Source organism: Prochlorococcus marinus str. NATL2A (genome assembly GCF_000012465.1).
Classification (GTDB): domain Bacteria; phylum Cyanobacteriota; class Cyanobacteriia; order PCC-6307; family Cyanobiaceae; genus Prochlorococcus_B; species Prochlorococcus_B marinus_B.
Genome location: NC_007335.2, coordinates 1,088,670 through 1,104,889, shown reverse-complemented (window position 1 = coordinate 1,104,889; position 16,220 = coordinate 1,088,670). Strand labels below are relative to the sequence as shown.

Below are 16,220 nucleotides of genomic sequence, written 5' to 3'. Positions count from 1 at the left end.
ATTACATATTTCTCTTAAAGTTTCAGTATTGAAGGCCATCTCTTCAGGCTCTTCTAACAAAAGTACTTATTTACAGAGAGATCAAATCAAGCCGCTTTAACTTTTGAATTTCTACTTGCGTAAAGATCAGCAATTCCGTCTGGAATAAATCTGAATAACTTTCCAGGTGAATTTCGATTGTATGCTCCCCATCGATTTAATTAACAAAGGACCCAATAGACGGAATAGACGTTTTTATTCAACAAGCTCAATGCCATAAACAGTATCTTCGCAGTTATTAGCTTTATCCCACTCCTTAGCTTTATCTGAAGTCATTTCAGTACAAAGTGCATCCATATCTAAGACATTCATAAGTAAATGAGATTTATGGTCATTCACTTTGACGAACTCATAATCTGAAACTACTTCCTTACCCATGTCAGTAATAAATCCACTTACATCTTTTTCAAAGGACTCGAAAGTGCAGCTAAAGGTGGAGATGATCAGGGTATTCATTAAATGTGGTGACAATCTTCAACAGGGTTACATACTTCTTTTAAAGTTTCAGCACAGAAGGCCATCTCTTCAGGCTCTTCTAACAAAAGTATTTCTAAAATTAATGTCATTTACTTGTGCTTTCGCATGGCTTTGCGCTGTGCTTATGGTTCCACTAATGCTGTTTATCTAGGCGTTAGTCACTAAGAAAACAAAAATTAACAGGTAAGAATATGGTTGGAGCTGGAAGAAACTCTCACTTCTATAGTGTTTCTCCTAGTACTTTCAGTCGGTGGTCTATGGCTTAAATAAGTGTTTGCATAAGCGGAAAGGCTTCGACTACTTTTGCGTAATTTTTTCTACCCTTAGCGACAAAAATAGCCACTGAAAAAGAAGTTCTAAAGCACAAGAAAGAAAAATAAAGTAAACACCAGACAGGGAAATAAATCACAATAATTAAGACCAAATCAAACTGAGGGAGATTAGAAATTACATCTAGTAAGCTTTATTTTTGGGATCACAACTTTCAATGAAGAAAAAGTAAAAGATTTTCTTTAATTGCCTAGGAAACAGAAATAACTGGCGAAAATCAAATTTAATGATTAAAAAAATTATGCGTCGATTGGTATCTGTAATAGTTGGTCTAGCAGCTCTATCAGCTGGCTGTGCGACAACAAATCAAGACAATAGTTCTAGACTTAACCTAATAAAAAATCGTAATGAGTTGATTTGTGGAGTAAGTGGAAAGATTCCTGGATTTAGTTTTCTGAAAAGTGATGGCACTTATCAAGGACTAGATGTCGATATATGTAAAGCATTTGCTGCTGCAATCATAGGAGATTCAGAAAAAATTCAATATAGACCTCTAACTGCAGCAGAAAGATTCACAGCTATTAAAACTGGGGAAATTGACCTTTTGTCAAGAAATACCACTTTCACTCTCAGTAGAGATTCCTCAGGAGGAAATGGATTAACTTTTGCACCAGTTGTCTTCCATGATGGCCAGGGATTGATGGTCAAGAAGGAAAGTAAAATTAGTGGTCTCAAAGATCTTGCAAATAAATCTATATGTGTAGGTTCAGGTACCACTACTGAGCAAAATATAAATGATGCATTTGAGAGTGCCTCACTGCCTTATACACCAATCAAATATCAAGATCTTAATCAAGTGGTTGCTGGTTATTTACAGGGTCGTTGTTCAGCTATGACTTCTGATCGTTCACAGTTGGCTGCAGCTAGATCTGGCTTTAAGAATCCACAAGAACATATTATTCTTGATGATGTATTGAGCAAGGAGCCACTTGCTCCTGCTTCTGATGGCCAAGATCAGAAACTAGCTGATGCAATGAGATGGGTTGTCTTTTCCCTTATATCGGCAGAAGAGCAAGGGATAACAAAATCAAATATTGATAAAAAAGTTCAAATTGCAAAGAATAATCCTCAGTTAAAACCTTTAAGAAGATTTTTAGGTATTGATGGGGGACTAGGAGAAAAAATTGGACTTAGCAATGACTTCGTAGTTAAAGTAATTAGCTCAACAGGCAATTATGGAGAGATTTACGAAAGACATTTAGGACAAAATAGCGAAGTACCTATTCCAAGAGGACAAAATGAGTTGTACAAGAAAGGAGGTGTACATATTTCACCACCATTTAACTAAAAATAATTTATTGCGGGAATGAAAAAAAATCAAAAATTATTTTTGCAATTTGGAATATCTATTATCTTTTTTGGTTTATTTGGGATACTGATTAATAATTTAACAATAAATCTAATAAGAACAGGTCTTGGTTTTAATTTTAGCTGGCTTTTTAAACCAGCAAGTTTTGCTTTAGCGGAACACCCCTTACCTTATACCTCTTCAGATAGCTATGCTTGGGCTTTATTTATAGGTTGGCTTAACAGTCTTAAAGTTATTGTCTCATCATTAATATTGGCTACTTTCTTGGGGACACTGATAGGCTTTGCAAGGACAGGTACGAATTCATTACTAGGTCTCATTTCGGCTGGTTACATCACAATAATTAGACAAACCCCTCTTTTACTTCAACTTATGTTTTGGTATTTTGTTGGGTTCTTAGGTTTAAAAGACAATATGTTTATCCAAATAAAAAATATATTTAATATTTCAAATAAAGGAATAGAGTTTTCAGGATTAACTTTTTCTTCGGAGTTTCTAGCATTATTATTTGGTCTAAGTATCTTTACAAGTGCTTACATAGCAGAGGTGATCCGCGGAGGTATTCTTTCTGTTTCGAGAGGGCAATGGGAAGCGTTTAGGAGCTTAGGAATTTCAGAAAGAAAAGGACTTATCCGCATAATACTTCCACAGGCATTACCAGCGATCATTCCTGGACTAACAAGTCAATACCTTAACCTTGCTAAAAATAGTACCTTAGCTATAGCCGTTGGATATTCAGATATTTACGCAATTAATGATACTATCATTAATCAAACAGGTAGAGCTATCGAGTGTTTTATTATATTACTTTTTAGCTTCTTGCTATTAAATTTATTGATAACTAATGCCATGGAAATCATAAATAGATTAATTTTAAAATCACAAAGATACAGTTGATATATGTTCGGAATTTATACAAGTTCATTAATAATTTTCTTCAAGAATGCAAGAAAAACATTGTTTTCAAATTTATTCAATACAATTATTACTTTGCTCATTATATTATTTCTTAGCGTAGCTTGTTTTAATACTTTTGAATGGCTCATATTTAAGGCTAATTGGAAAGTTGTAATATCAAATCTCCCTTTATACGCATTTGGTAGTTTTCCATCTAATGAACAATGGAGACCTGCTACTTGGATCATCAGTCTTCTTTCACTCAGTATCTTTACTCTTTATGGTCCTGAGTGGAAATGGCTACGTAAACACCTACTAATACTGTGGGTAGGAACAATACCATTGGGTCTATATTTACTTTATGGTGGAATTGGCTTATCGCCTATAATGAGTAGACAATGGGGTGGATTAACTCTAACTATACTGCTAACTGTTTGTAGCTCGTTATTATCATTACCAATTGGAATAATTTTAGCACTATGTCGACATAGTTCATTACCAATAATTCAAAAGCTAAGTTCAATCTTTATAGATGTTATGAGAGCAATACCGCTTATTGCAGTGCTTTTCTTTGGTCAACTACTAATACCTTTATTTCTCCCAGTTGAAATAGAAATTGATCGTGTTTGGAGAGCTATCTTTGCGTTTACGCTATTTGTCTCAGCGTACATAGCGGAAGACATTCGTGGCGGACTACAGTCAATTCCCAACACTCAAATAGAGGCAGCAAATAGTCTTGGCCTTAATCAATACCAAATCATACAATTCATATTAATTCCTCAAGCTTTACGCATTGCATTACCTGCTCTCACAAATCAATCCATTGGACTTTTTCAAAATACATCGTTAATGGCTATTTTAGGGTTAGTGGAGTTACTAGGCATAGGCAGAAGTATCCTGGCTAATCCAGAATTTATTGGTCAATATATTGAAGTTTATGTTTGGCTAGCGTGTGTCTATTGGATCGTTTGTACAATCATGGCTGTTCTTGCAAGACATCTTGAACAAAGAATGACCATTAATCAAGCTAATTTCTAATAATTCATGGAACCTATTGTTGTTGCGAAGAATCTCTCTAAGTCTTACACAAAAGGATTACGAGCTCTCGACAATGTTTCTCTTACAGTTAATCAAGGGAAAGTCCTAGTAGTCATGGGTCCCTCAGGCTCAGGGAAAAGTACTCTGATTCGAACTTTTAATGGTCTTGAAACTTTTGATAGAGGAGAACTAAATATTCTAGGAATAAAAATAGATTCCACTCATGATGAAAGGAAAATCCAAAAAATAAGAAGAAGAGTAGGAATGGTTTTTCAACAATTCAATTTATTCCCTCATCTCTCAATCCTTGAAAACATCACTCTCGCTCCAGTACATGTGCAAAAACGTCGTCAAGCTGAAGCGGAAGAATATGGCATGTATCTTTTAAATCAAATGGGAATAGATTCACATGCAAAAAAATACCCAAGTCAACTTAGCGGAGGAGAGCAACAACGAGTAGCCATCGCTAGAGCTTTAGCCTTAAAGCCTGAACTACTTCTATTTGATGAACCCACTAGCGCTCTAGATCCAGAACGAATCAACGAAGTACTCGATGCAATGAGAAAACTTGCTCGGCAAGGAATGACAATGGTTGTTGTAACACACGAAATTGGTTTTGCTAAAGACGTCAGTGATCAAGTTTTATTTATGGATTCAGGTAAAGTCATAGAAACATCTCCTCCAAATATCTTCTTTTCTAATGCAAGACACGAGAGAAGTAGAAAGTTTCTAAACCAGCTTGATAAACAGTAGCAAGTCTCCTTGTTGTCATATATCCAATTAAAAGGACTTTCATCACAAGTCCTTTTCGGCCGATTTTTGATTCCTAATTCCTTGATCGTACTTTCAGGACAAAAAGAAGTACTGATATAGACAAGAGGTGAAAATCTAGTGAATTTGTTTTTAGCTTCTTGTGGAAACAGTTGTCTACGGCTAATTAAATTCTTAAAAAAATAATTCCGATCGGCATTAATCAAATTACCTTTTCTACCTTTCTGGCTGATCTAGTTCAATTAATACTCTTGTTATAAATAAAGTTACGCTGATATACATGGCATTAGTCAAACTGCTGCTAGGCGGTGGGACATGAGTTGCTAACTAGGCAAAAGTTAAAGCTTCACTAAGTAGGAAATAAACCAAGCGGCAAATATAATTTTTCCCAAAATAAGATAAGGAACAAACTTAAAAGCTTTCTTTTCGAATGCTGCTTTATCAAATGAAGCCATAAAAGAAAACCCTCTCAGCGGAGGGTTGACTAAAACTGTGTGAGGAAGTTTTGCGAAGAGAGGACAGGATTTCGTCGACTGTCCCCCGATCTAATTTGATTACGCCTCTTAGTACGTCATCAAGTTAAGAACATTTTAAAAAGAACTTCTCCACTACTGCTGTTCGGTTGAGGTAGAGCTATCCAATCTTTTCTTTATCTCTTGCTCGGAGGTGGGCAATTTAAGTAATTTTCTTTATAGACAAATGATTATCGTTTCGGCATCGTATTAAAACCAAACCGTGCTTCGACCATGGATTCTTTTCCCAAAGAGACTCATAGGTATGCTTTCGCAATGGTTAAGGCAGCAAGGACCATGCCTAGTGATATTGCTGAAAAGCTAGATCATATAAAGCGATTAAGATTCAATGTTCAACTAAAGAATTTAAGAAAAAGAATCAACAGAAGGATCACTTAGAAATTAACTTTTTATTCAACTTTTTGTAGTGTTTTCCTACTCCTAATAAGCAATCAGAAGGATTAGACCAAAGGTGTAGAAAGAGGGGGTCTTATGAAACTATTTACTCCTTTCACCATCCCACAAAAGGGAAACTGCGACTTATGCAGGGTTAGAAAGAATAAAAAGAGGGGCAAATAGCCCCTCTTTTTATTGTTGTTGTTGTTGCTGCTGTATTTGCCAGTAAAGCGAAGAAGGCTTTTTGATTGTTGTCCGATATTCGCTAACTATGTCAGTAACTTCTTCACCATGAATCCAGCGGATTTCTCCAGAATCTACGTTCGCAATTTGAAAGAGTGAGGGTGCATAAGGATCACGAGAGCCGCCAACAAATGTAAGAACTTTTCCAATCTGGTCCTTTTCATAAAGAACAGCGTCACCGCATTTTACTTTTAAAAATAGAGGAGTATCCATATTTCATTCATATCAAAAATCTAAAAATAGGAGAAGTATTATTTTTGACCGAATTAAAAATTTAAGCAGCGGTTCCCAGCCGTTGTTTTTTATTTTCAAGGCTAACACAGCCGTTTGTGTCAGATATGCGCCAGGAATATGATCAAAAGTAGTTGAATCAACTGCAATTAACGGACTTAGAAAAATACCCTTAAGATATGGATCCTACTTTTGAATTCAAAGTGAAAAAGGTTATTCCAATAGTTTTTGCTCTTTCAGTTATTGCTGGTCCATCTCTTGCTTGGGGTTGGGGTGAAGGCGGTTGCTCTAAAGACAAAGCAAATCAAGAAACAAAAACTGAGCAAGTAGAAGAAACTGACGCATAAGTTGGAAGACCAAGTAAAGCAGCCAGAGTTTTTAATTGAATATTTCTCTGGGATAGAAAAAGGTGATTTTTATGAAGAACCAGTCCAAGGGGAATATCCGGATTGGTAGATTCAAAGCTTGGTTGACAGTCGATTCAAGGAGATGAAAAAACTTTTCTCTTTTGTTCTTGGTCTTCTTTTGTTTTTCTGCCCTCTTTCATTACAAGCACAGGAGGTTGAGATGATGCCCCAAGAAGAAATAGTTGAGGCACCTGCCCTTGAACCAATTACGGAAAAGCAACTAAACGATTTATTTGGAGAGGAGATGTATTTAGGTACTCTTGATTTGCGAGGCAACAAGGTTGATACCAAACGGGATTACAGCAAGAAAAAGAAAAAATAGATTGGAAAGCCCTAACTCAAACGAACATTAGTAGTAGAAATATTCATTTGTTCTATCAAACTTTTGAAAGATCAAAATAAATACTGATTGCCACAAATCAATTTTTTGTAAAAATAGATACAAACATTAAGGAAAATACAATGAATCTAAAAAACAAATTCTCTTCAAAGTCATCGCAAGCTCCAATAGGAACCCAAGAGGCAAGAATAAGAAATGACCGCCAAGCTGTTTTTCAGGTTGTACGGGATTTAGTACAGGCTCAATTTGCCCGAGGTGATGAAGAGTTAACTAAGAGGCTTTGGCAGGATGTTGCAGATAGAAAGATTGACCTGGACCGTGTGATAAATCTTATGTATACATGTTCATTTCATGAAGATGATGAAGAAATGACCAATGTTGATGAGACTTATCAAAAGACAGGCTTGGTTGGTTGAATTGATTTCTATGGGGTTTGCTTTTGCCTAGTCTTCAAGCCAAAGCCACCGCCTAGCAGTAGTAGGACTAAAGCCATAAATATCAACTATCTTTTTCCAAGTCCAGCCGTAAATTTTATATTTGTTGATTCTGGTTTTTTTGTATCTAACACCCTGATGTAAAGCATTAGTGGAACCGTTAGCAAGGCAACAAGCTATGCCATTACGCATGCAAAAGATGTCATTAGTTTTTGAAAATGCTTTAATGCCGAGTGAGAACCAACAAGTTCTGTGACTTCAACTTTCGAATTCTATTAATGAAAATAAAAACAATTCTAAAAACTGTTGGATCTCTTCACTTGTTATTGGGGTTACTGCTAATAAACATGTTGATTTTTTCTGTTGATACCATTGCCCCATCAGTCTCAGCAGAAACATTGTTATTTATTAGAGGGACAGCAGATGTTGTTGCAGCAACAAATATAGGTATTGGCTTCTTATTGATAATTTCTAGTTCCATCAGAGATCACGAATCTGCCAAGAAAGTTTTACTAGGTGAATTGGCATTAATGTCTTGCCTCTTAATAGTTGCCGTATTCAATACTCTTAATGCAGGAGTCATTGTTGATGCTGGCCCACCACCACCGTTTTGGATTGTTCTAATTGCAAACCCAGTTTTTTGTACTTATGGATTGCTAAAAGGGAAAAAATGAACCGCTTCTTCCTTAAACCATTCAAAAAACTATCGAGAGGTAGACGTCTCAATATAAAACGTGTCATCTTCTTTCCATTAATCGTCTATTCAACCTATTTATTACTCGATAGTTTTATGCCTTTGTTTATGGTTGGGTTTGTAATTTGGTTGCTATATAACTGGACTGGCAAAAGGAGACTTTGGTGATGAACCGCTTGACTAATAAGAAGACACTAAAAGAAATTCTTGCAGCCTATGACAGACAGATAAGAAAAGATATGGGCTTTTGGATAAAGTATCGACCATCTTGTTGGGCAGATTTGCTACCTGAAAAATTTATAAGACCCTTACTGACTTTTATCAAGACGAAAGGTGGTAAAAAATTTGTTTTGATATTGGCTTTTCTTTTAAGCTTGGTATTTGTTGGAGTTATACCAACTTTAAATTTTATCTGGTCAAATATTTTCAGGATTTGGTGGATTCTCCTTGTTATTCCATTGGCTTATTGGACATTAGCTATTATTTCCGTCTATTCAAGGGTTCTCGTTCAGGGGGTTTTCGAATTTTCACGAGCTGTTTTAAAAGAATTAAAATGAAACGCTTTTTACTAGATGCCCTAACTGCTGGGCTTCTCTCTCTTATCGCTTCTAATGCTTAAAGTGTTTGGTTAAGACCTATACATGTGAGAGTCTGGTTTGGATAATAATGAAATGAGAGATTTAGATCAATGCATAAAAAATGGAGAAGCTTATAAAGATATGAAAGCTGCGGGGCTTTTTAAAATTTTGTTTGTCTTGAGGGGAAATAAAACGTCTATTGCGTCCTTTGTTACTTAAATCGATTGGGTTTGAAGTAGGGGTACGGGTTCGGGCTATTTATGCTTATTAGAGTCATCAGCAGATCTAATCATTGGATAAATATCTCTCTAATTAGTTGCTGTCATTAGTGTTTAAGGCTTCTTTCTATTGATTGTTAGAAGAAGCCGTACCTGACCGTATCTTTAAGCCACAAAGTTAATACTTTATGTTCATACACATCTACTCAATTCTAGTAATGACTCCAGAAGCAGAAAAGTTTAATGGTTGGGCAGCAATGCTGGGCTTCGTTGCAGCCTTCGGTGCATACGCAACAACAGGTCAAATCATTCCTGGAATTTTCTAAATCAACAACTACTAACAACAATGCAACCATCTAACAAAACAATTCTAGAAAGAAGCATCGGCAGACCAGCCATGATGGCATTCGTTCTTCTAACAGGTGTTTACCTAACAACAGGTCAACTTATCCCAGGTGTTGTTTAATGACTACTCAAAACAACAACAACAGAAGAAACATTGATCCTGAAAAGGTAACTGCAGAAAGACTTAACGGCTATGCAGCATTGTTTGGATGCATTGCTCTAGTTGGTGCTTATGCAACAACAGGTCAAATCATTCCAGGTTTCGTGTGATGAATAAAGAAACTAACTACTGGAAAACAGCCGAGCAAATGAATGGCCGCCTTGCGATGATGGGCTTCTTTGCGGCTGTGATTAACTACGGATTAACAGGCTGGATCATCCCAGGAATTGTTTAAGTCTAGTTTTTAAAATCTAATAAATAAGGTTTCTTCTCTGTCATTACAGAAGGGGCCCTTTTTAGTGGTTTGGGAGCATTTGGTAGCAGGCTCTAATCCTGTGATCCGCTATCAATCACAGACAGTTTTGCCAGCCTGTCTTTTTTATTGATTAAATTCTGTCCGCAACAAAAGCAGACAGAAAAACAAATGTAATCTTGTTTAGCTAAAAAAGAGGGGATATTTGATTAGTCAAATGTTTTTGAAGAGTTTTCGAGTAATCCATTTAATTCTAAAAGTTCTTCTTTGGTAAATTCGCGATATTTTCCAATTGGTACGTCTAACTTAATATTCATAATTCTTACCCTCTTTAATGATTCTACTCTGTAGCCTAAGGACTCACACATTCTCCTGATCTGACGGTTAAGTCCTTGAGTGAGTATGATTTTAAATTTTTTCGCCCCCAATTGTTTTACGAAACAATTCTTAGTTATAGTTTCTAGTATTTCAACTCCATTACTCATACTTTGAATAAAGTCTCTATTAATCGGACGATTAACGCTTACGATGTATTCTTTTTCATGATTATTTCTTGCTCTGAGTATCTTATTTACGATATCTCCATCGTTAGTTAAAAAAATTAGTCCCTCACTGGGCTTATCCAATCTTCCAATAGGAAAAATTCTTGTAGGATATTTAATGAAATCTATAATGTTGTCGTGTTCTACTCTTCTATCGGTTGTGCAAACAATCCCAACAGGTTTATTAAAGGCTAAGTATATATTTTTTTGTTTCGTTGATTTTTCTATTCTTTGACCGTCAACTTTTACTTGATCACCTTCCTCTACCTTCGTACCCTTTTCTGGAATTTTACCATTAATGACTACTTTTCCTTCTTCAATTAGTCTATCTGCGACTCTTCTAGAACAGTAACCGACTTCACTTAAATATTTATTAATTCTGGTAGCCATTTTGTCAAAGTTACCTTTTATCTATTTTAAATATGCGGACAAATTGCAGACAAATATTGCTTTATTTGTCATGACAAACTCGGCAAAATTTGACGATATTACTATAGCTCAAAAACCTAGTATTACCGATATGCTGTTCAGTGCTTTAGGAGCATTTTGTAGCAGGCTCTAATCCTGAGCTCCCCGATCAGTCATAAACAAGTTTGCCAGCCTGTCTTTTTAAATGTCTTTGCTCTAGCACAGGTTTTTGTGTCAGGAATGAGATCAAAGCTGATTGTTCTACTTCCTTTTCCAGCCGAACATTTCAGCCATTTTTCCAGTTGAAGCAAAGTATCCAATTGCTCCAAGAAACAATCCAAATGCAATCAGGTTTGGGACGATGCCTCCAATGATCTGGGATTCTCCAAGAGTCAGGAAAGTAATCACAACAAAAACCCGTGCCCAGTTATCAGCGAAGTTCATATTTACATCATGGCAAAGGACTAAGGAATATGATTCTTCACATTTGAAATAGACATTTAGAACTTCTGATTGATCTCATGAAAAAGGACTGACCTAAGTCAGCCCAAGTCACTATAAGATTTGAGATCGCAAGTTTGATTAACCTGCACCAGAGCAAGAGAAAGCACTAGCAAGGAAATTCTTAAATATCGGTGCTTGACCTAATCCGTAAAGAAAAAAAGTTGAGGAGGTCATAGTAAGCGCGATCTTGGAGAATTTGTTTAATTTGATATTTCTGGCTGTAGTAAGAGAAGAATTCATATGATTTAAATAATTTTAATAAATCTAATAGCTCAATTAATTTCTGCAGTATTAAAAAATACGTTGAGACATAAAAAGGTTGACCTTTTCAAGAAATTAGTACATTCAAATTCTTGCCAAGCAGATCAAGATATCGCACCATAAGGAACCAACTCACAAATCGGAACACCATCTAATGATGTTCCGGTGGGAAGCGAAATACCAGTTCCTTGGTCAATTACAAAAAGCCAGAGATTCATCTAATCGAATTGAATTGATTTTTCAATAGATACCAAGCCTCACAATTGAATCCAATGAAAGTTCTATCTCTCACAAGATCTTTACCTTTAAATGCTATGCAGCTTCAGTAACTCTTGATTCATTGCGCTTTTGGTCTAAATAAATTACAGAGTTAGCGACAGGAAATAATTTCTTTTCTAAGTGAGCTATGGCAATTCTTTTTGTTTCTGTCATTTCTTCTATATAGAACTTTAAAGGCTGAGAAACATGCTGATTGTCTCCACTCATTAAGATTTTCCAAATATCTCTATTTTATATAAGCGTATTAATAACTTGATTGCATTAATGACTACACAATCAGATTAACTATTCAAAATCAATCTCTACTTCTTCTTTCATATCCCTATCTAGATCGGGAAGATTTGGCTCTATCCAATGAGATTTATTATCAACACCAGCTGCAGTTGCATAATTCATAATGTGCTGATCAACTTGTTTGTAAATGTCATGTAGATTTAAGTCCTTACTAACAGCATGTGCTATCTCCGAAACCTGGTGCTCTGTCAAACAGTGATCAGGATGTAGTAAATCACAGCAAGGAATTCTCTTTTCTATCAACTCATTAATGTTGATTTTAATTTCGTAATCTGGATGAACAGTCATTTTATGTAAGAACTTTTTTGCAAAATGTAGTTCAATTTAGGATGTTTTTTAAATTTATCGTTGATCCCAAACAGCATCAAATTGATTCGCAACTATTTTTAAATCTGATTTGGGATAGGCCTGACATAAAAGGACATAACCTTGCTCTTGTAATTCACTCTTCAACCCCATTGCTTCCATATCGACTAAACCTTCTTTGAGAAAGGCTGCACATGTACAACACATCCCAACAAGGCAAGAACTCGGTAGCTCAATATTTGCATTTGCAGCAGCCTCTAATACAGTTTGGTCTGATTTGCAATCAAAACTTTTCTGAACTTGATCAATTTCGATATTTACCTTGAATAAAAGATCAGACACTTTAGCCAAGACGAACCTTGGCTTATTATGACTTATTTGTTACGCGATAGGAAATCTTTTTTTACAGCAGTAATTTTGTCTATTGGAGGTCGGCTGAAAAAGCAAAATTGATAGTAATCGTCAAAATCAAGAAAAAGGATACGTCTATTTATTAACGCCATAAAAATCAAATTGACATATCATCAACTTATTGATTTGGTTATAAATTACGAAAACCAAAGAATTAATTTGAAAATCAAAGATCAGAAGAATGATTAAGAAGATATTTCAAATAGCTTTCTCTAATGGGTGTTTTTTGCTAATAAAATAATTTACACAGCACACTTCCAAGAAGTACAGCATTCACGCCAGTCTTCATCTTCAAGGTTTTGAATCTTAGCTTCGGTTGGATTGGAATCGGTAATAAAGAATGATGCCAGATAATCACGGCTAACAAGCTCTCCTACTTCATTTCCAATTGACTTAGTAATACGTTGGCAGTCATGGCCGAATACTCCTTGAACTTCTTCCTCTACATTCCCATCAGGTTTGATTATGTATTTAATTGTTGTTAGGGACATGATTACAGAGTTTTCTTCGTAGGAACTTCACGCTCTCTTGAAGGAAGATCTGACATGTCAGACTTAAGAGCACCAGAGGAGCGATTGGCTTTATGTTTCCTTTACATTCTAGTTCTAGCTGCAGTGAGTCAAGATTGCATGTGTAGAAATACCACCTTGGCTTTATAGCGGTTCCCTAAATAGAGAAGAGCTAAAAAGTATTCAGAGAAAAGGGACCTATGGCTGAAGTCAAATTAAATCCTGATTCAGAATTTTATTACTCCACCGCTGAGCAGCTGTAGAACAAAGTGGGAGAAGATCTAGCTACTTCGAGTATTACTCAAAAAAGGACTGACCGAAGTCAGCCCCTGTTATAGAAATATCAATTTGGTGGAAATCGAAAATATTTATCCTTCAACATTGGTGAGAGTAGGAACTCCCTCAGCTGCAGCAACAGTTACCCACATGACTGCTGGTACTTTTCCATTATTCGCCATGGTATGAGGAGGAGTATCAGCTGACAATACAAAAGAATCTCCCTCACGAAAAGTTGTGCTCTTACCTTTCTTCGTCTTCAGCGTTAATTGACCCTCTTCGATATAGCTGGTTAATGGTGCCTCATGAAAATGAAGGGGGACAATACCACCTGGTTGAACATCAACTTTATAAAGACGCATTTCTCCTTTACCTTCAGGATATGTAAATGACTCTCCATAAATTGGCTTTGTGCTTGTGAAAAGTTCTTGTACATCTACAGGGGGTTTATCTTCAACTGCAATAGCACTAGGTGCATAACTCATCAATGAGAAAGCCATAAAGGCTATAAGACTGAAGATCTTTTGAAGCATTAATTTTAAAAGTTTGAATTTAAATCATATCCCCTGTAGAGAATTCGGGAAGTCAGAATTAATACACGATTAGCTGAACTTTTTATTTGTTCTAAGTTTTAAAGCTTGTTTTTGATATTGAGTTCTTATTTCTTGAATATGAGGTTGTTTTTCAGCCCGATCTACTGGCATTGACCTTGCTGCTTTTACTAGCTCGAAAGCATACCTATGAGTTTCTTTATGAGAATCCATAGTCGAAGTAAGGACTTGTAAGGGCATTTTGGTCACATCAAACAGTGTTTGTCTAGAAAAAACCGGAAGTTGAGTATTAACACTGTCAGGTTATTTACTTATTGTTCAAGCCGAATAGTTGTAGGTCTAAAAAAGGATAAGATCTTGTTATGAGAACAAAAATGTCCGCCAGAAGAGCATGCCTTACAGCAGTAATCATGTCCATACCTCCAACTCTTCTATTTGTTATTAATTCAGGAAGATTTTCTACTTTTGGAGTTCTGTTTGCATCCATACTCATTAATTGGCCTCTCATTAGATGGCTTGATGATCGCCAATGGTATAGGGAGTGGAAAAGGGAAGAATAAAGAGAGCTTTTTGATGCTTAGATCACTGCCTCAATGTTGAAGGATGTTTTGCAATTAACAGCAGCAACAGCTATGAAATTTTCAACCAATTCAACTACTACAGTCTTAGACCCAAAGACAACAAAAATAAAATATCCAGAAGCAAGAATAATAGTGCTTGATGATAATTTTAATACGTTTGAACATGTGGCAAATTGTCTTGTGACAATCATCCCAGGAATGAGTGAAAAAAGATCATGGGAACTTGCAGTCGAAGTAGATAGGGAAGGTTTAGCGGAAGTATGGAGAGGCCCCTTTGAACAGGCAGAGTTATATCATCAGCAACTGATCAGCAAAGGATTAACAATGGCACCAATTGAAAAAACATAAAATTTCTAATCAATATAGAGCTCTAAGTACAACAAAAAAAATAAATAGGAAAGCCCTACCTCAACCGAACATCAAGGTGAGAAATGTTCTTCTTAGTTTATTTGAACGTTGATGGCGTGATACGAAAGCATCATCAAATCAGAACGGGGGACAGTTGGTGCAATCCTGTCCTCTCTTCGCAAAAATTTTCTAGGTATAACCATGTACGGAGTTAACGAAGCAGTAATTATTGCAAGCTTGGCAGTACCCGCTGGGTTGTTTATTGGATTTTCAACAATCCTCGTTAAAAGACTTCGTCAGTGCATGTAATGACTACATCTATTACCACCAAAATAATTAAAAAGTCTTTGTTCAGACTGGGGGTATTTGTTTATGGTATTTTATTTAATTTTTATGCTCGCTACTAAGCCATATATCACTACCTAAAAGTTGTAGTTGCAACTTCAAATATTTACTGTTCTTTTTACAACTCCACCTATCGGAGTGATAACAATTAAATCTTGTTCTTATAGCTTGCTAATGGCTTTAAATCAAAAACTGAAAATAAAACTCCTAAACGATAATCATCCATCACTTAAGAATTAAATATCCGTAAACAGTAACTATGAGAAAGATTGGAATTGCTAAATAGGTGATTAAGAACCACTTAAACGTATTGTCTTTTCCCACGATGATTTAGAAAAAGAGAATTGCAATAACTATTCCCATTACTAAACCGATTGCCCAACTAAGGCAAAGCATTTGATAGTTGGTTAAATTAAATTTTTTTTGAATACCCTCGGCTAATAGTTTATCCGCCTTAATCAATCTTATTAAGACCATTTCTACAAAAAGAGTATTTTCATCATCATGCCTCTTTTTGTTGCTAGTTCAATGATGCATCCCATAAAAGAAGAAGGTCTCTCTAGAAATCGGTAGTGACTTGGCTCAGTCTTTTTTTTATTTTTTGTTTTGCCTGTTCTCTCTTGCAATTGAATCATTTTCTAATGTTGTATTTATCAACCCTTGGAAGTCGCCAAAAGCAGAAGCAATACCAAACATCACGACAAAACTTAAACCAGCAACAATCGTTACGATCCAAGTACCTGTACCCATATTGAGTGGTACTGCAAATAATGGGTTAGGCATCCAAAAATTAATTATTTATAAAAGCACCTTAGAGAGTTTCTATATAAAAACCAAACGATAAGGACTTTATGAATAACTACATCAACTAATGACTTCCTAAAAAGAATCCGAACTTTATTCTGAATGAGTATTTATCTCTACACAATTGAA

At 35.7% G+C, this 16,220-nt stretch carries 30 protein-coding genes; 16 read left to right on the top strand and 14 right to left on the bottom strand.

The window, feature by feature from the left end; translation table 11 throughout:
* Positions 1 to 234: 234 nt before the first annotated feature.
* On the bottom strand, positions 235 to 495 hold the full coding sequence (locus PMN2A_RS06210) for a hypothetical protein (RefSeq protein WP_011294704.1): 261 nt from the start codon (positions 493 to 495) through the stop codon (positions 235 to 237).
* Between the two features lie 577 nt (positions 496 to 1,072).
* Between PMN2A_RS06210 and PMN2A_RS06205 the strand changes: the two genes are divergently transcribed.
* The 5 genes from PMN2A_RS06205 (at position 1,073) to PMN2A_RS10780 (ending at position 5,772) form a co-directional block, all read left to right on the top strand.
* Positions 1,073 to 2,134 carry an amino acid ABC transporter substrate-binding protein gene (locus PMN2A_RS06205; protein WP_011294703.1) on the top strand — a complete coding sequence of 354 codons (1,062 nt, stop codon included), beginning with the start codon at positions 1,073 to 1,075 and terminating at the stop codon, positions 2,132 to 2,134.
* A gap of 18 nt (positions 2,135 to 2,152) precedes the next feature.
* Positions 2,153 to 3,052 carry an ABC transporter permease subunit gene (locus tag PMN2A_RS06200; protein ID WP_011294702.1) on the top strand — a complete coding sequence of 300 codons (900 nt, stop codon included), beginning with the start codon at positions 2,153 to 2,155 and terminating at the stop codon, positions 3,050 to 3,052.
* Between the two features lie 3 nt (positions 3,053 to 3,055).
* Entirely contained in the window at positions 3,056 to 4,090 is a 1,035-nt protein-coding gene (locus PMN2A_RS06195) for an amino acid ABC transporter permease (protein ID WP_011294701.1), read from the top strand.
* Between the two features lie 6 nt (positions 4,091 to 4,096).
* Positions 4,097 to 4,843: an amino acid ABC transporter ATP-binding protein gene (locus PMN2A_RS06190; protein WP_011294700.1), complete on the top strand. Its 747-nt coding sequence runs from the start codon at positions 4,097 to 4,099 to the stop codon at positions 4,841 to 4,843.
* Between the two features lie 764 nt (positions 4,844 to 5,607).
* Positions 5,608 to 5,772: a hypothetical protein gene (locus tag PMN2A_RS10780; RefSeq protein WP_011295000.1), complete on the top strand. Its 165-nt coding sequence runs from the start codon at positions 5,608 to 5,610 to the stop codon at positions 5,770 to 5,772.
* A gap of 189 nt (positions 5,773 to 5,961) precedes the next feature.
* On the opposite strand, the gene PMN2A_RS06185 is transcribed toward PMN2A_RS10780, so the two are convergent.
* Positions 5,962 to 6,225 (bottom strand): DUF3104 domain-containing protein, encoded by a 264-nt coding sequence (locus PMN2A_RS06185; RefSeq protein WP_011294699.1) that lies wholly within the window; start codon positions 6,223 to 6,225, stop codon positions 5,962 to 5,964.
* Positions 6,226 to 6,422: 197 nt separating this feature from the next.
* On the opposite strand from PMN2A_RS06185, the gene PMN2A_RS10775 reads away from it, so the two are divergent.
* The 3 genes from PMN2A_RS10775 to PMN2A_RS06175 all read left to right on the top strand — a co-directional run bounded on the left by PMN2A_RS10775 (position 6,423) and on the right by PMN2A_RS06175 (position 7,406).
* The gene (locus PMN2A_RS10775; RefSeq protein WP_011294698.1) at positions 6,423 to 6,590 is read left to right on the top strand and encodes a hypothetical protein; all 168 of its coding nucleotides are present in this window, start codon (positions 6,423 to 6,425) and stop codon (positions 6,588 to 6,590) included.
* 142 nt (positions 6,591 to 6,732) lie between these two features.
* Positions 6,733 to 6,972, top strand: coding sequence for a hypothetical protein (locus PMN2A_RS06180; RefSeq protein WP_041711012.1), 240 nt, complete (start codon positions 6,733 to 6,735; stop codon positions 6,970 to 6,972).
* Positions 6,973 to 7,112: 140 nt separating this feature from the next.
* Entirely contained in the window at positions 7,113 to 7,406 is a 294-nt protein-coding gene (locus tag PMN2A_RS06175; RefSeq protein WP_011294696.1) for a hypothetical protein, read from the top strand.
* Positions 7,407 to 7,433: 27 nt separating this feature from the next.
* Here PMN2A_RS06175 and PMN2A_RS06170 read toward each other — a convergent pair whose 3' ends face one another.
* The gene (locus PMN2A_RS06170) at positions 7,434 to 7,616 is read right to left on the bottom strand and encodes a hypothetical protein (RefSeq protein ID WP_041711011.1); all 183 of its coding nucleotides are present in this window, start codon (positions 7,614 to 7,616) and stop codon (positions 7,434 to 7,436) included.
* Between the two features lie 86 nt (positions 7,617 to 7,702).
* On the opposite strand from PMN2A_RS06170, the gene PMN2A_RS06165 reads away from it, so the two are divergent.
* The 7 genes from PMN2A_RS06165 to PMN2A_RS06140 all read left to right on the top strand — a co-directional run bounded on the left by PMN2A_RS06165 (position 7,703) and on the right by PMN2A_RS06140 (position 9,654).
* On the top strand, positions 7,703 to 8,098 hold the full coding sequence (locus tag PMN2A_RS06165) for a hypothetical protein (RefSeq protein ID WP_011294695.1): 396 nt from the start codon (positions 7,703 to 7,705) through the stop codon (positions 8,096 to 8,098).
* The gene (locus PMN2A_RS10300) at positions 8,095 to 8,286 is read left to right on the top strand and encodes a hypothetical protein (RefSeq protein ID WP_144043279.1); all 192 of its coding nucleotides are present in this window, start codon (positions 8,095 to 8,097) and stop codon (positions 8,284 to 8,286) included. Before PMN2A_RS06165 ends, PMN2A_RS10300 begins: the two co-directional genes overlap by 4 nt.
* Positions 8,286 to 8,675: a hypothetical protein gene (locus PMN2A_RS06160; protein WP_011294694.1), complete on the top strand. Its 390-nt coding sequence runs from the start codon at positions 8,286 to 8,288 to the stop codon at positions 8,673 to 8,675. The genes PMN2A_RS10300 and PMN2A_RS06160 overlap by 1 nt, the downstream gene beginning before the upstream one ends.
* Positions 8,676 to 9,132: 457 nt before the next feature.
* Complete coding sequence (locus tag PMN2A_RS06155) at positions 9,133 to 9,240, top strand: high light inducible protein (protein ID WP_011125327.1); 108 nt, start codon at positions 9,133 to 9,135, stop codon at positions 9,238 to 9,240.
* A gap of 20 nt (positions 9,241 to 9,260) precedes the next feature.
* Complete coding sequence (locus PMN2A_RS06150) at positions 9,261 to 9,380, top strand: high light inducible protein (protein WP_011295030.1); 120 nt, start codon at positions 9,261 to 9,263, stop codon at positions 9,378 to 9,380.
* Positions 9,380 to 9,529, top strand: a complete 150-nt coding sequence (locus PMN2A_RS06145) for a high light inducible protein (RefSeq protein WP_011293952.1) — start codon at positions 9,380 to 9,382, stop codon at positions 9,527 to 9,529. The genes PMN2A_RS06150 and PMN2A_RS06145 overlap by 1 nt, the downstream gene beginning before the upstream one ends.
* Positions 9,529 to 9,654: a chlorophyll a/b-binding protein gene (locus PMN2A_RS06140; protein WP_011294351.1), complete on the top strand. Its 126-nt coding sequence runs from the start codon at positions 9,529 to 9,531 to the stop codon at positions 9,652 to 9,654. The genes PMN2A_RS06145 and PMN2A_RS06140 overlap by 1 nt, the downstream gene beginning before the upstream one ends.
* 227 nt (positions 9,655 to 9,881) lie before the next feature.
* Here the strand turns inward: PMN2A_RS06140 and rluF are convergent, their stop codons facing one another.
* The 10 genes from rluF to PMN2A_RS10290 all read right to left on the bottom strand — a co-directional run bounded on the left by rluF (position 9,882) and on the right by PMN2A_RS10290 (position 14,500).
* The gene (gene rluF / locus PMN2A_RS06135; RefSeq protein WP_011294692.1) at positions 9,882 to 10,604 is read right to left on the bottom strand and encodes a 23S rRNA pseudouridine(2604) synthase RluF; all 723 of its coding nucleotides are present in this window, start codon (positions 10,602 to 10,604) and stop codon (positions 9,882 to 9,884) included.
* Positions 10,605 to 10,883: 279 nt separating this feature from the next.
* On the bottom strand, positions 10,884 to 11,030 hold the full coding sequence (locus PMN2A_RS06130) for a hypothetical protein (protein ID WP_225866293.1): 147 nt from the start codon (positions 11,028 to 11,030) through the stop codon (positions 10,884 to 10,886).
* Positions 11,031 to 11,204: 174 nt separating this feature from the next.
* The gene (locus tag PMN2A_RS10770) at positions 11,205 to 11,366 is read right to left on the bottom strand and encodes a hypothetical protein (RefSeq protein ID WP_187146438.1); all 162 of its coding nucleotides are present in this window, start codon (positions 11,364 to 11,366) and stop codon (positions 11,205 to 11,207) included.
* A gap of 333 nt (positions 11,367 to 11,699) precedes the next feature.
* Complete coding sequence (locus PMN2A_RS10765; RefSeq protein WP_011295137.1) at positions 11,700 to 11,873, bottom strand: hypothetical protein; 174 nt, start codon at positions 11,871 to 11,873, stop codon at positions 11,700 to 11,702.
* A gap of 78 nt (positions 11,874 to 11,951) precedes the next feature.
* Positions 11,952 to 12,248 carry a hypothetical protein gene (locus PMN2A_RS06125; RefSeq protein WP_011294691.1) on the bottom strand — a complete coding sequence of 99 codons (297 nt, stop codon included), beginning with the start codon at positions 12,246 to 12,248 and terminating at the stop codon, positions 11,952 to 11,954.
* Positions 12,249 to 12,302: 54 nt separating this feature from the next.
* On the bottom strand, positions 12,303 to 12,608 hold the full coding sequence (locus tag PMN2A_RS06120; RefSeq protein WP_430515581.1) for a 2Fe-2S iron-sulfur cluster-binding protein: 306 nt from the start codon (positions 12,606 to 12,608) through the stop codon (positions 12,303 to 12,305).
* A gap of 311 nt (positions 12,609 to 12,919) precedes the next feature.
* Complete coding sequence (locus tag PMN2A_RS06115) at positions 12,920 to 13,168, bottom strand: DUF2997 domain-containing protein (RefSeq protein ID WP_011294689.1); 249 nt, start codon at positions 13,166 to 13,168, stop codon at positions 12,920 to 12,922.
* A gap of 386 nt (positions 13,169 to 13,554) precedes the next feature.
* Positions 13,555 to 13,995, bottom strand: coding sequence for a cupin domain-containing protein (locus PMN2A_RS06110; protein WP_011294688.1), 441 nt, complete (start codon positions 13,993 to 13,995; stop codon positions 13,555 to 13,557).
* A gap of 69 nt (positions 13,996 to 14,064) precedes the next feature.
* Positions 14,065 to 14,253, bottom strand: coding sequence for a hypothetical protein (locus PMN2A_RS10295; RefSeq protein ID WP_225866339.1), 189 nt, complete (start codon positions 14,251 to 14,253; stop codon positions 14,065 to 14,067).
* Between the two features lie 67 nt (positions 14,254 to 14,320).
* Positions 14,321 to 14,500: a hypothetical protein gene (locus tag PMN2A_RS10290; protein WP_144043276.1), complete on the bottom strand. Its 180-nt coding sequence runs from the start codon at positions 14,498 to 14,500 to the stop codon at positions 14,321 to 14,323.
* Between the two features lie 145 nt (positions 14,501 to 14,645).
* On the opposite strand from PMN2A_RS10290, the gene clpS reads away from it, so the two are divergent.
* Positions 14,646 to 14,942, top strand: coding sequence for an ATP-dependent Clp protease adapter ClpS (gene clpS / locus PMN2A_RS06100; protein ID WP_011294686.1), 297 nt, complete (start codon positions 14,646 to 14,648; stop codon positions 14,940 to 14,942).
* A 939-nt stretch (positions 14,943 to 15,881) separates the two neighbouring features.
* Here the strand turns inward: clpS and PMN2A_RS06095 are convergent.
* Positions 15,882 to 16,070 carry a hypothetical protein gene (locus PMN2A_RS06095; protein ID WP_011295008.1) on the bottom strand — a complete coding sequence of 63 codons (189 nt, stop codon included), beginning with the start codon at positions 16,068 to 16,070 and terminating at the stop codon, positions 15,882 to 15,884.
* Positions 16,071 to 16,220 lie beyond the last annotated feature (150 nt).

Excerpts from the sequence above, each read along its gene's own strand:
- PMN2A_RS06140 (WP_011294351.1), top strand. The coding sequence starts at position 9,529 with ATGAATAAAGAAACTAACTACTGGAAAACAGCCGAGCAAATGAATGGC.
- PMN2A_RS06170 (WP_041711011.1), bottom strand. The coding sequence starts at position 7,616 with ATGCGTAATGGCATAGCTTGTTGCCTTGCTAACGGTTCCACTAATGCT.
- PMN2A_RS06095 (WP_011295008.1), bottom strand. The coding sequence starts at position 16,070 with ATGCCTAACCCATTATTTGCAGTACCACTCAATATGGGTACAGGTACT.
- PMN2A_RS06180 (WP_041711012.1), top strand. The coding sequence starts at position 6,733 with ATGAAAAAACTTTTCTCTTTTGTTCTTGGTCTTCTTTTGTTTTTCTGC.
- PMN2A_RS06205 (WP_011294703.1), top strand. The coding sequence starts at position 1,073 with ATGATTAAAAAAATTATGCGTCGATTGGTATCTGTAATAGTTGGTCTA.
- PMN2A_RS06175 (WP_011294696.1), top strand. The coding sequence starts at position 7,113 with ATGAATCTAAAAAACAAATTCTCTTCAAAGTCATCGCAAGCTCCAATA.
- PMN2A_RS10780 (WP_011295000.1), top strand. The coding sequence starts at position 5,608 with ATGGATTCTTTTCCCAAAGAGACTCATAGGTATGCTTTCGCAATGGTT.
- clpS (WP_011294686.1), top strand. The coding sequence starts at position 14,646 with ATGAAATTTTCAACCAATTCAACTACTACAGTCTTAGACCCAAAGACA.
- PMN2A_RS10765 (WP_011295137.1), bottom strand. The coding sequence starts at position 11,873 with ATGAGTGGAGACAATCAGCATGTTTCTCAGCCTTTAAAGTTCTATATA.
- PMN2A_RS06165 (WP_011294695.1), top strand. The coding sequence starts at position 7,703 with ATGAAAATAAAAACAATTCTAAAAACTGTTGGATCTCTTCACTTGTTA.
- PMN2A_RS10290 (WP_144043276.1), bottom strand. The coding sequence starts at position 14,500 with ATGGATGCAAACAGAACTCCAAAAGTAGAAAATCTTCCTGAATTAATA.
- PMN2A_RS06160 (WP_011294694.1), top strand. The coding sequence starts at position 8,286 with ATGAACCGCTTGACTAATAAGAAGACACTAAAAGAAATTCTTGCAGCC.
- PMN2A_RS10775 (WP_011294698.1), top strand. The coding sequence starts at position 6,423 with ATGGATCCTACTTTTGAATTCAAAGTGAAAAAGGTTATTCCAATAGTT.
- PMN2A_RS06115 (WP_011294689.1), bottom strand. The coding sequence starts at position 13,168 with ATGTCCCTAACAACAATTAAATACATAATCAAACCTGATGGGAATGTA.
- PMN2A_RS06155 (WP_011125327.1), top strand. The coding sequence starts at position 9,133 with ATGACTCCAGAAGCAGAAAAGTTTAATGGTTGGGCAGCAATGCTGGGC.
- PMN2A_RS06145 (WP_011293952.1), top strand. The coding sequence starts at position 9,380 with ATGACTACTCAAAACAACAACAACAGAAGAAACATTGATCCTGAAAAG.
- PMN2A_RS06110 (WP_011294688.1), bottom strand. The coding sequence starts at position 13,995 with ATGCTTCAAAAGATCTTCAGTCTTATAGCCTTTATGGCTTTCTCATTG.
- PMN2A_RS06200 (WP_011294702.1), top strand. The coding sequence starts at position 2,153 with ATGAAAAAAAATCAAAAATTATTTTTGCAATTTGGAATATCTATTATC.
- PMN2A_RS06150 (WP_011295030.1), top strand. The coding sequence starts at position 9,261 with ATGCAACCATCTAACAAAACAATTCTAGAAAGAAGCATCGGCAGACCA.
- PMN2A_RS06190 (WP_011294700.1), top strand. The coding sequence starts at position 4,097 with ATGGAACCTATTGTTGTTGCGAAGAATCTCTCTAAGTCTTACACAAAA.
- PMN2A_RS10770 (WP_187146438.1), bottom strand. The coding sequence starts at position 11,366 with ATGAATTCTTCTCTTACTACAGCCAGAAATATCAAATTAAACAAATTC.
- PMN2A_RS06195 (WP_011294701.1), top strand. The coding sequence starts at position 3,056 with ATGTTCGGAATTTATACAAGTTCATTAATAATTTTCTTCAAGAATGCA.
- PMN2A_RS06210 (WP_011294704.1), bottom strand. The coding sequence starts at position 495 with ATGAATACCCTGATCATCTCCACCTTTAGCTGCACTTTCGAGTCCTTT.
- PMN2A_RS06125 (WP_011294691.1), bottom strand. The coding sequence starts at position 12,248 with ATGACTGTTCATCCAGATTACGAAATTAAAATCAACATTAATGAGTTG.
- PMN2A_RS10295 (WP_225866339.1), bottom strand. The coding sequence starts at position 14,253 with ATGCCCTTACAAGTCCTTACTTCGACTATGGATTCTCATAAAGAAACT.
- PMN2A_RS06185 (WP_011294699.1), bottom strand. The coding sequence starts at position 6,225 with ATGGATACTCCTCTATTTTTAAAAGTAAAATGCGGTGACGCTGTTCTT.
- rluF (WP_011294692.1), bottom strand. The coding sequence starts at position 10,604 with ATGGCTACCAGAATTAATAAATATTTAAGTGAAGTCGGTTACTGTTCT.
- PMN2A_RS10300 (WP_144043279.1), top strand. The coding sequence starts at position 8,095 with ATGAACCGCTTCTTCCTTAAACCATTCAAAAAACTATCGAGAGGTAGA.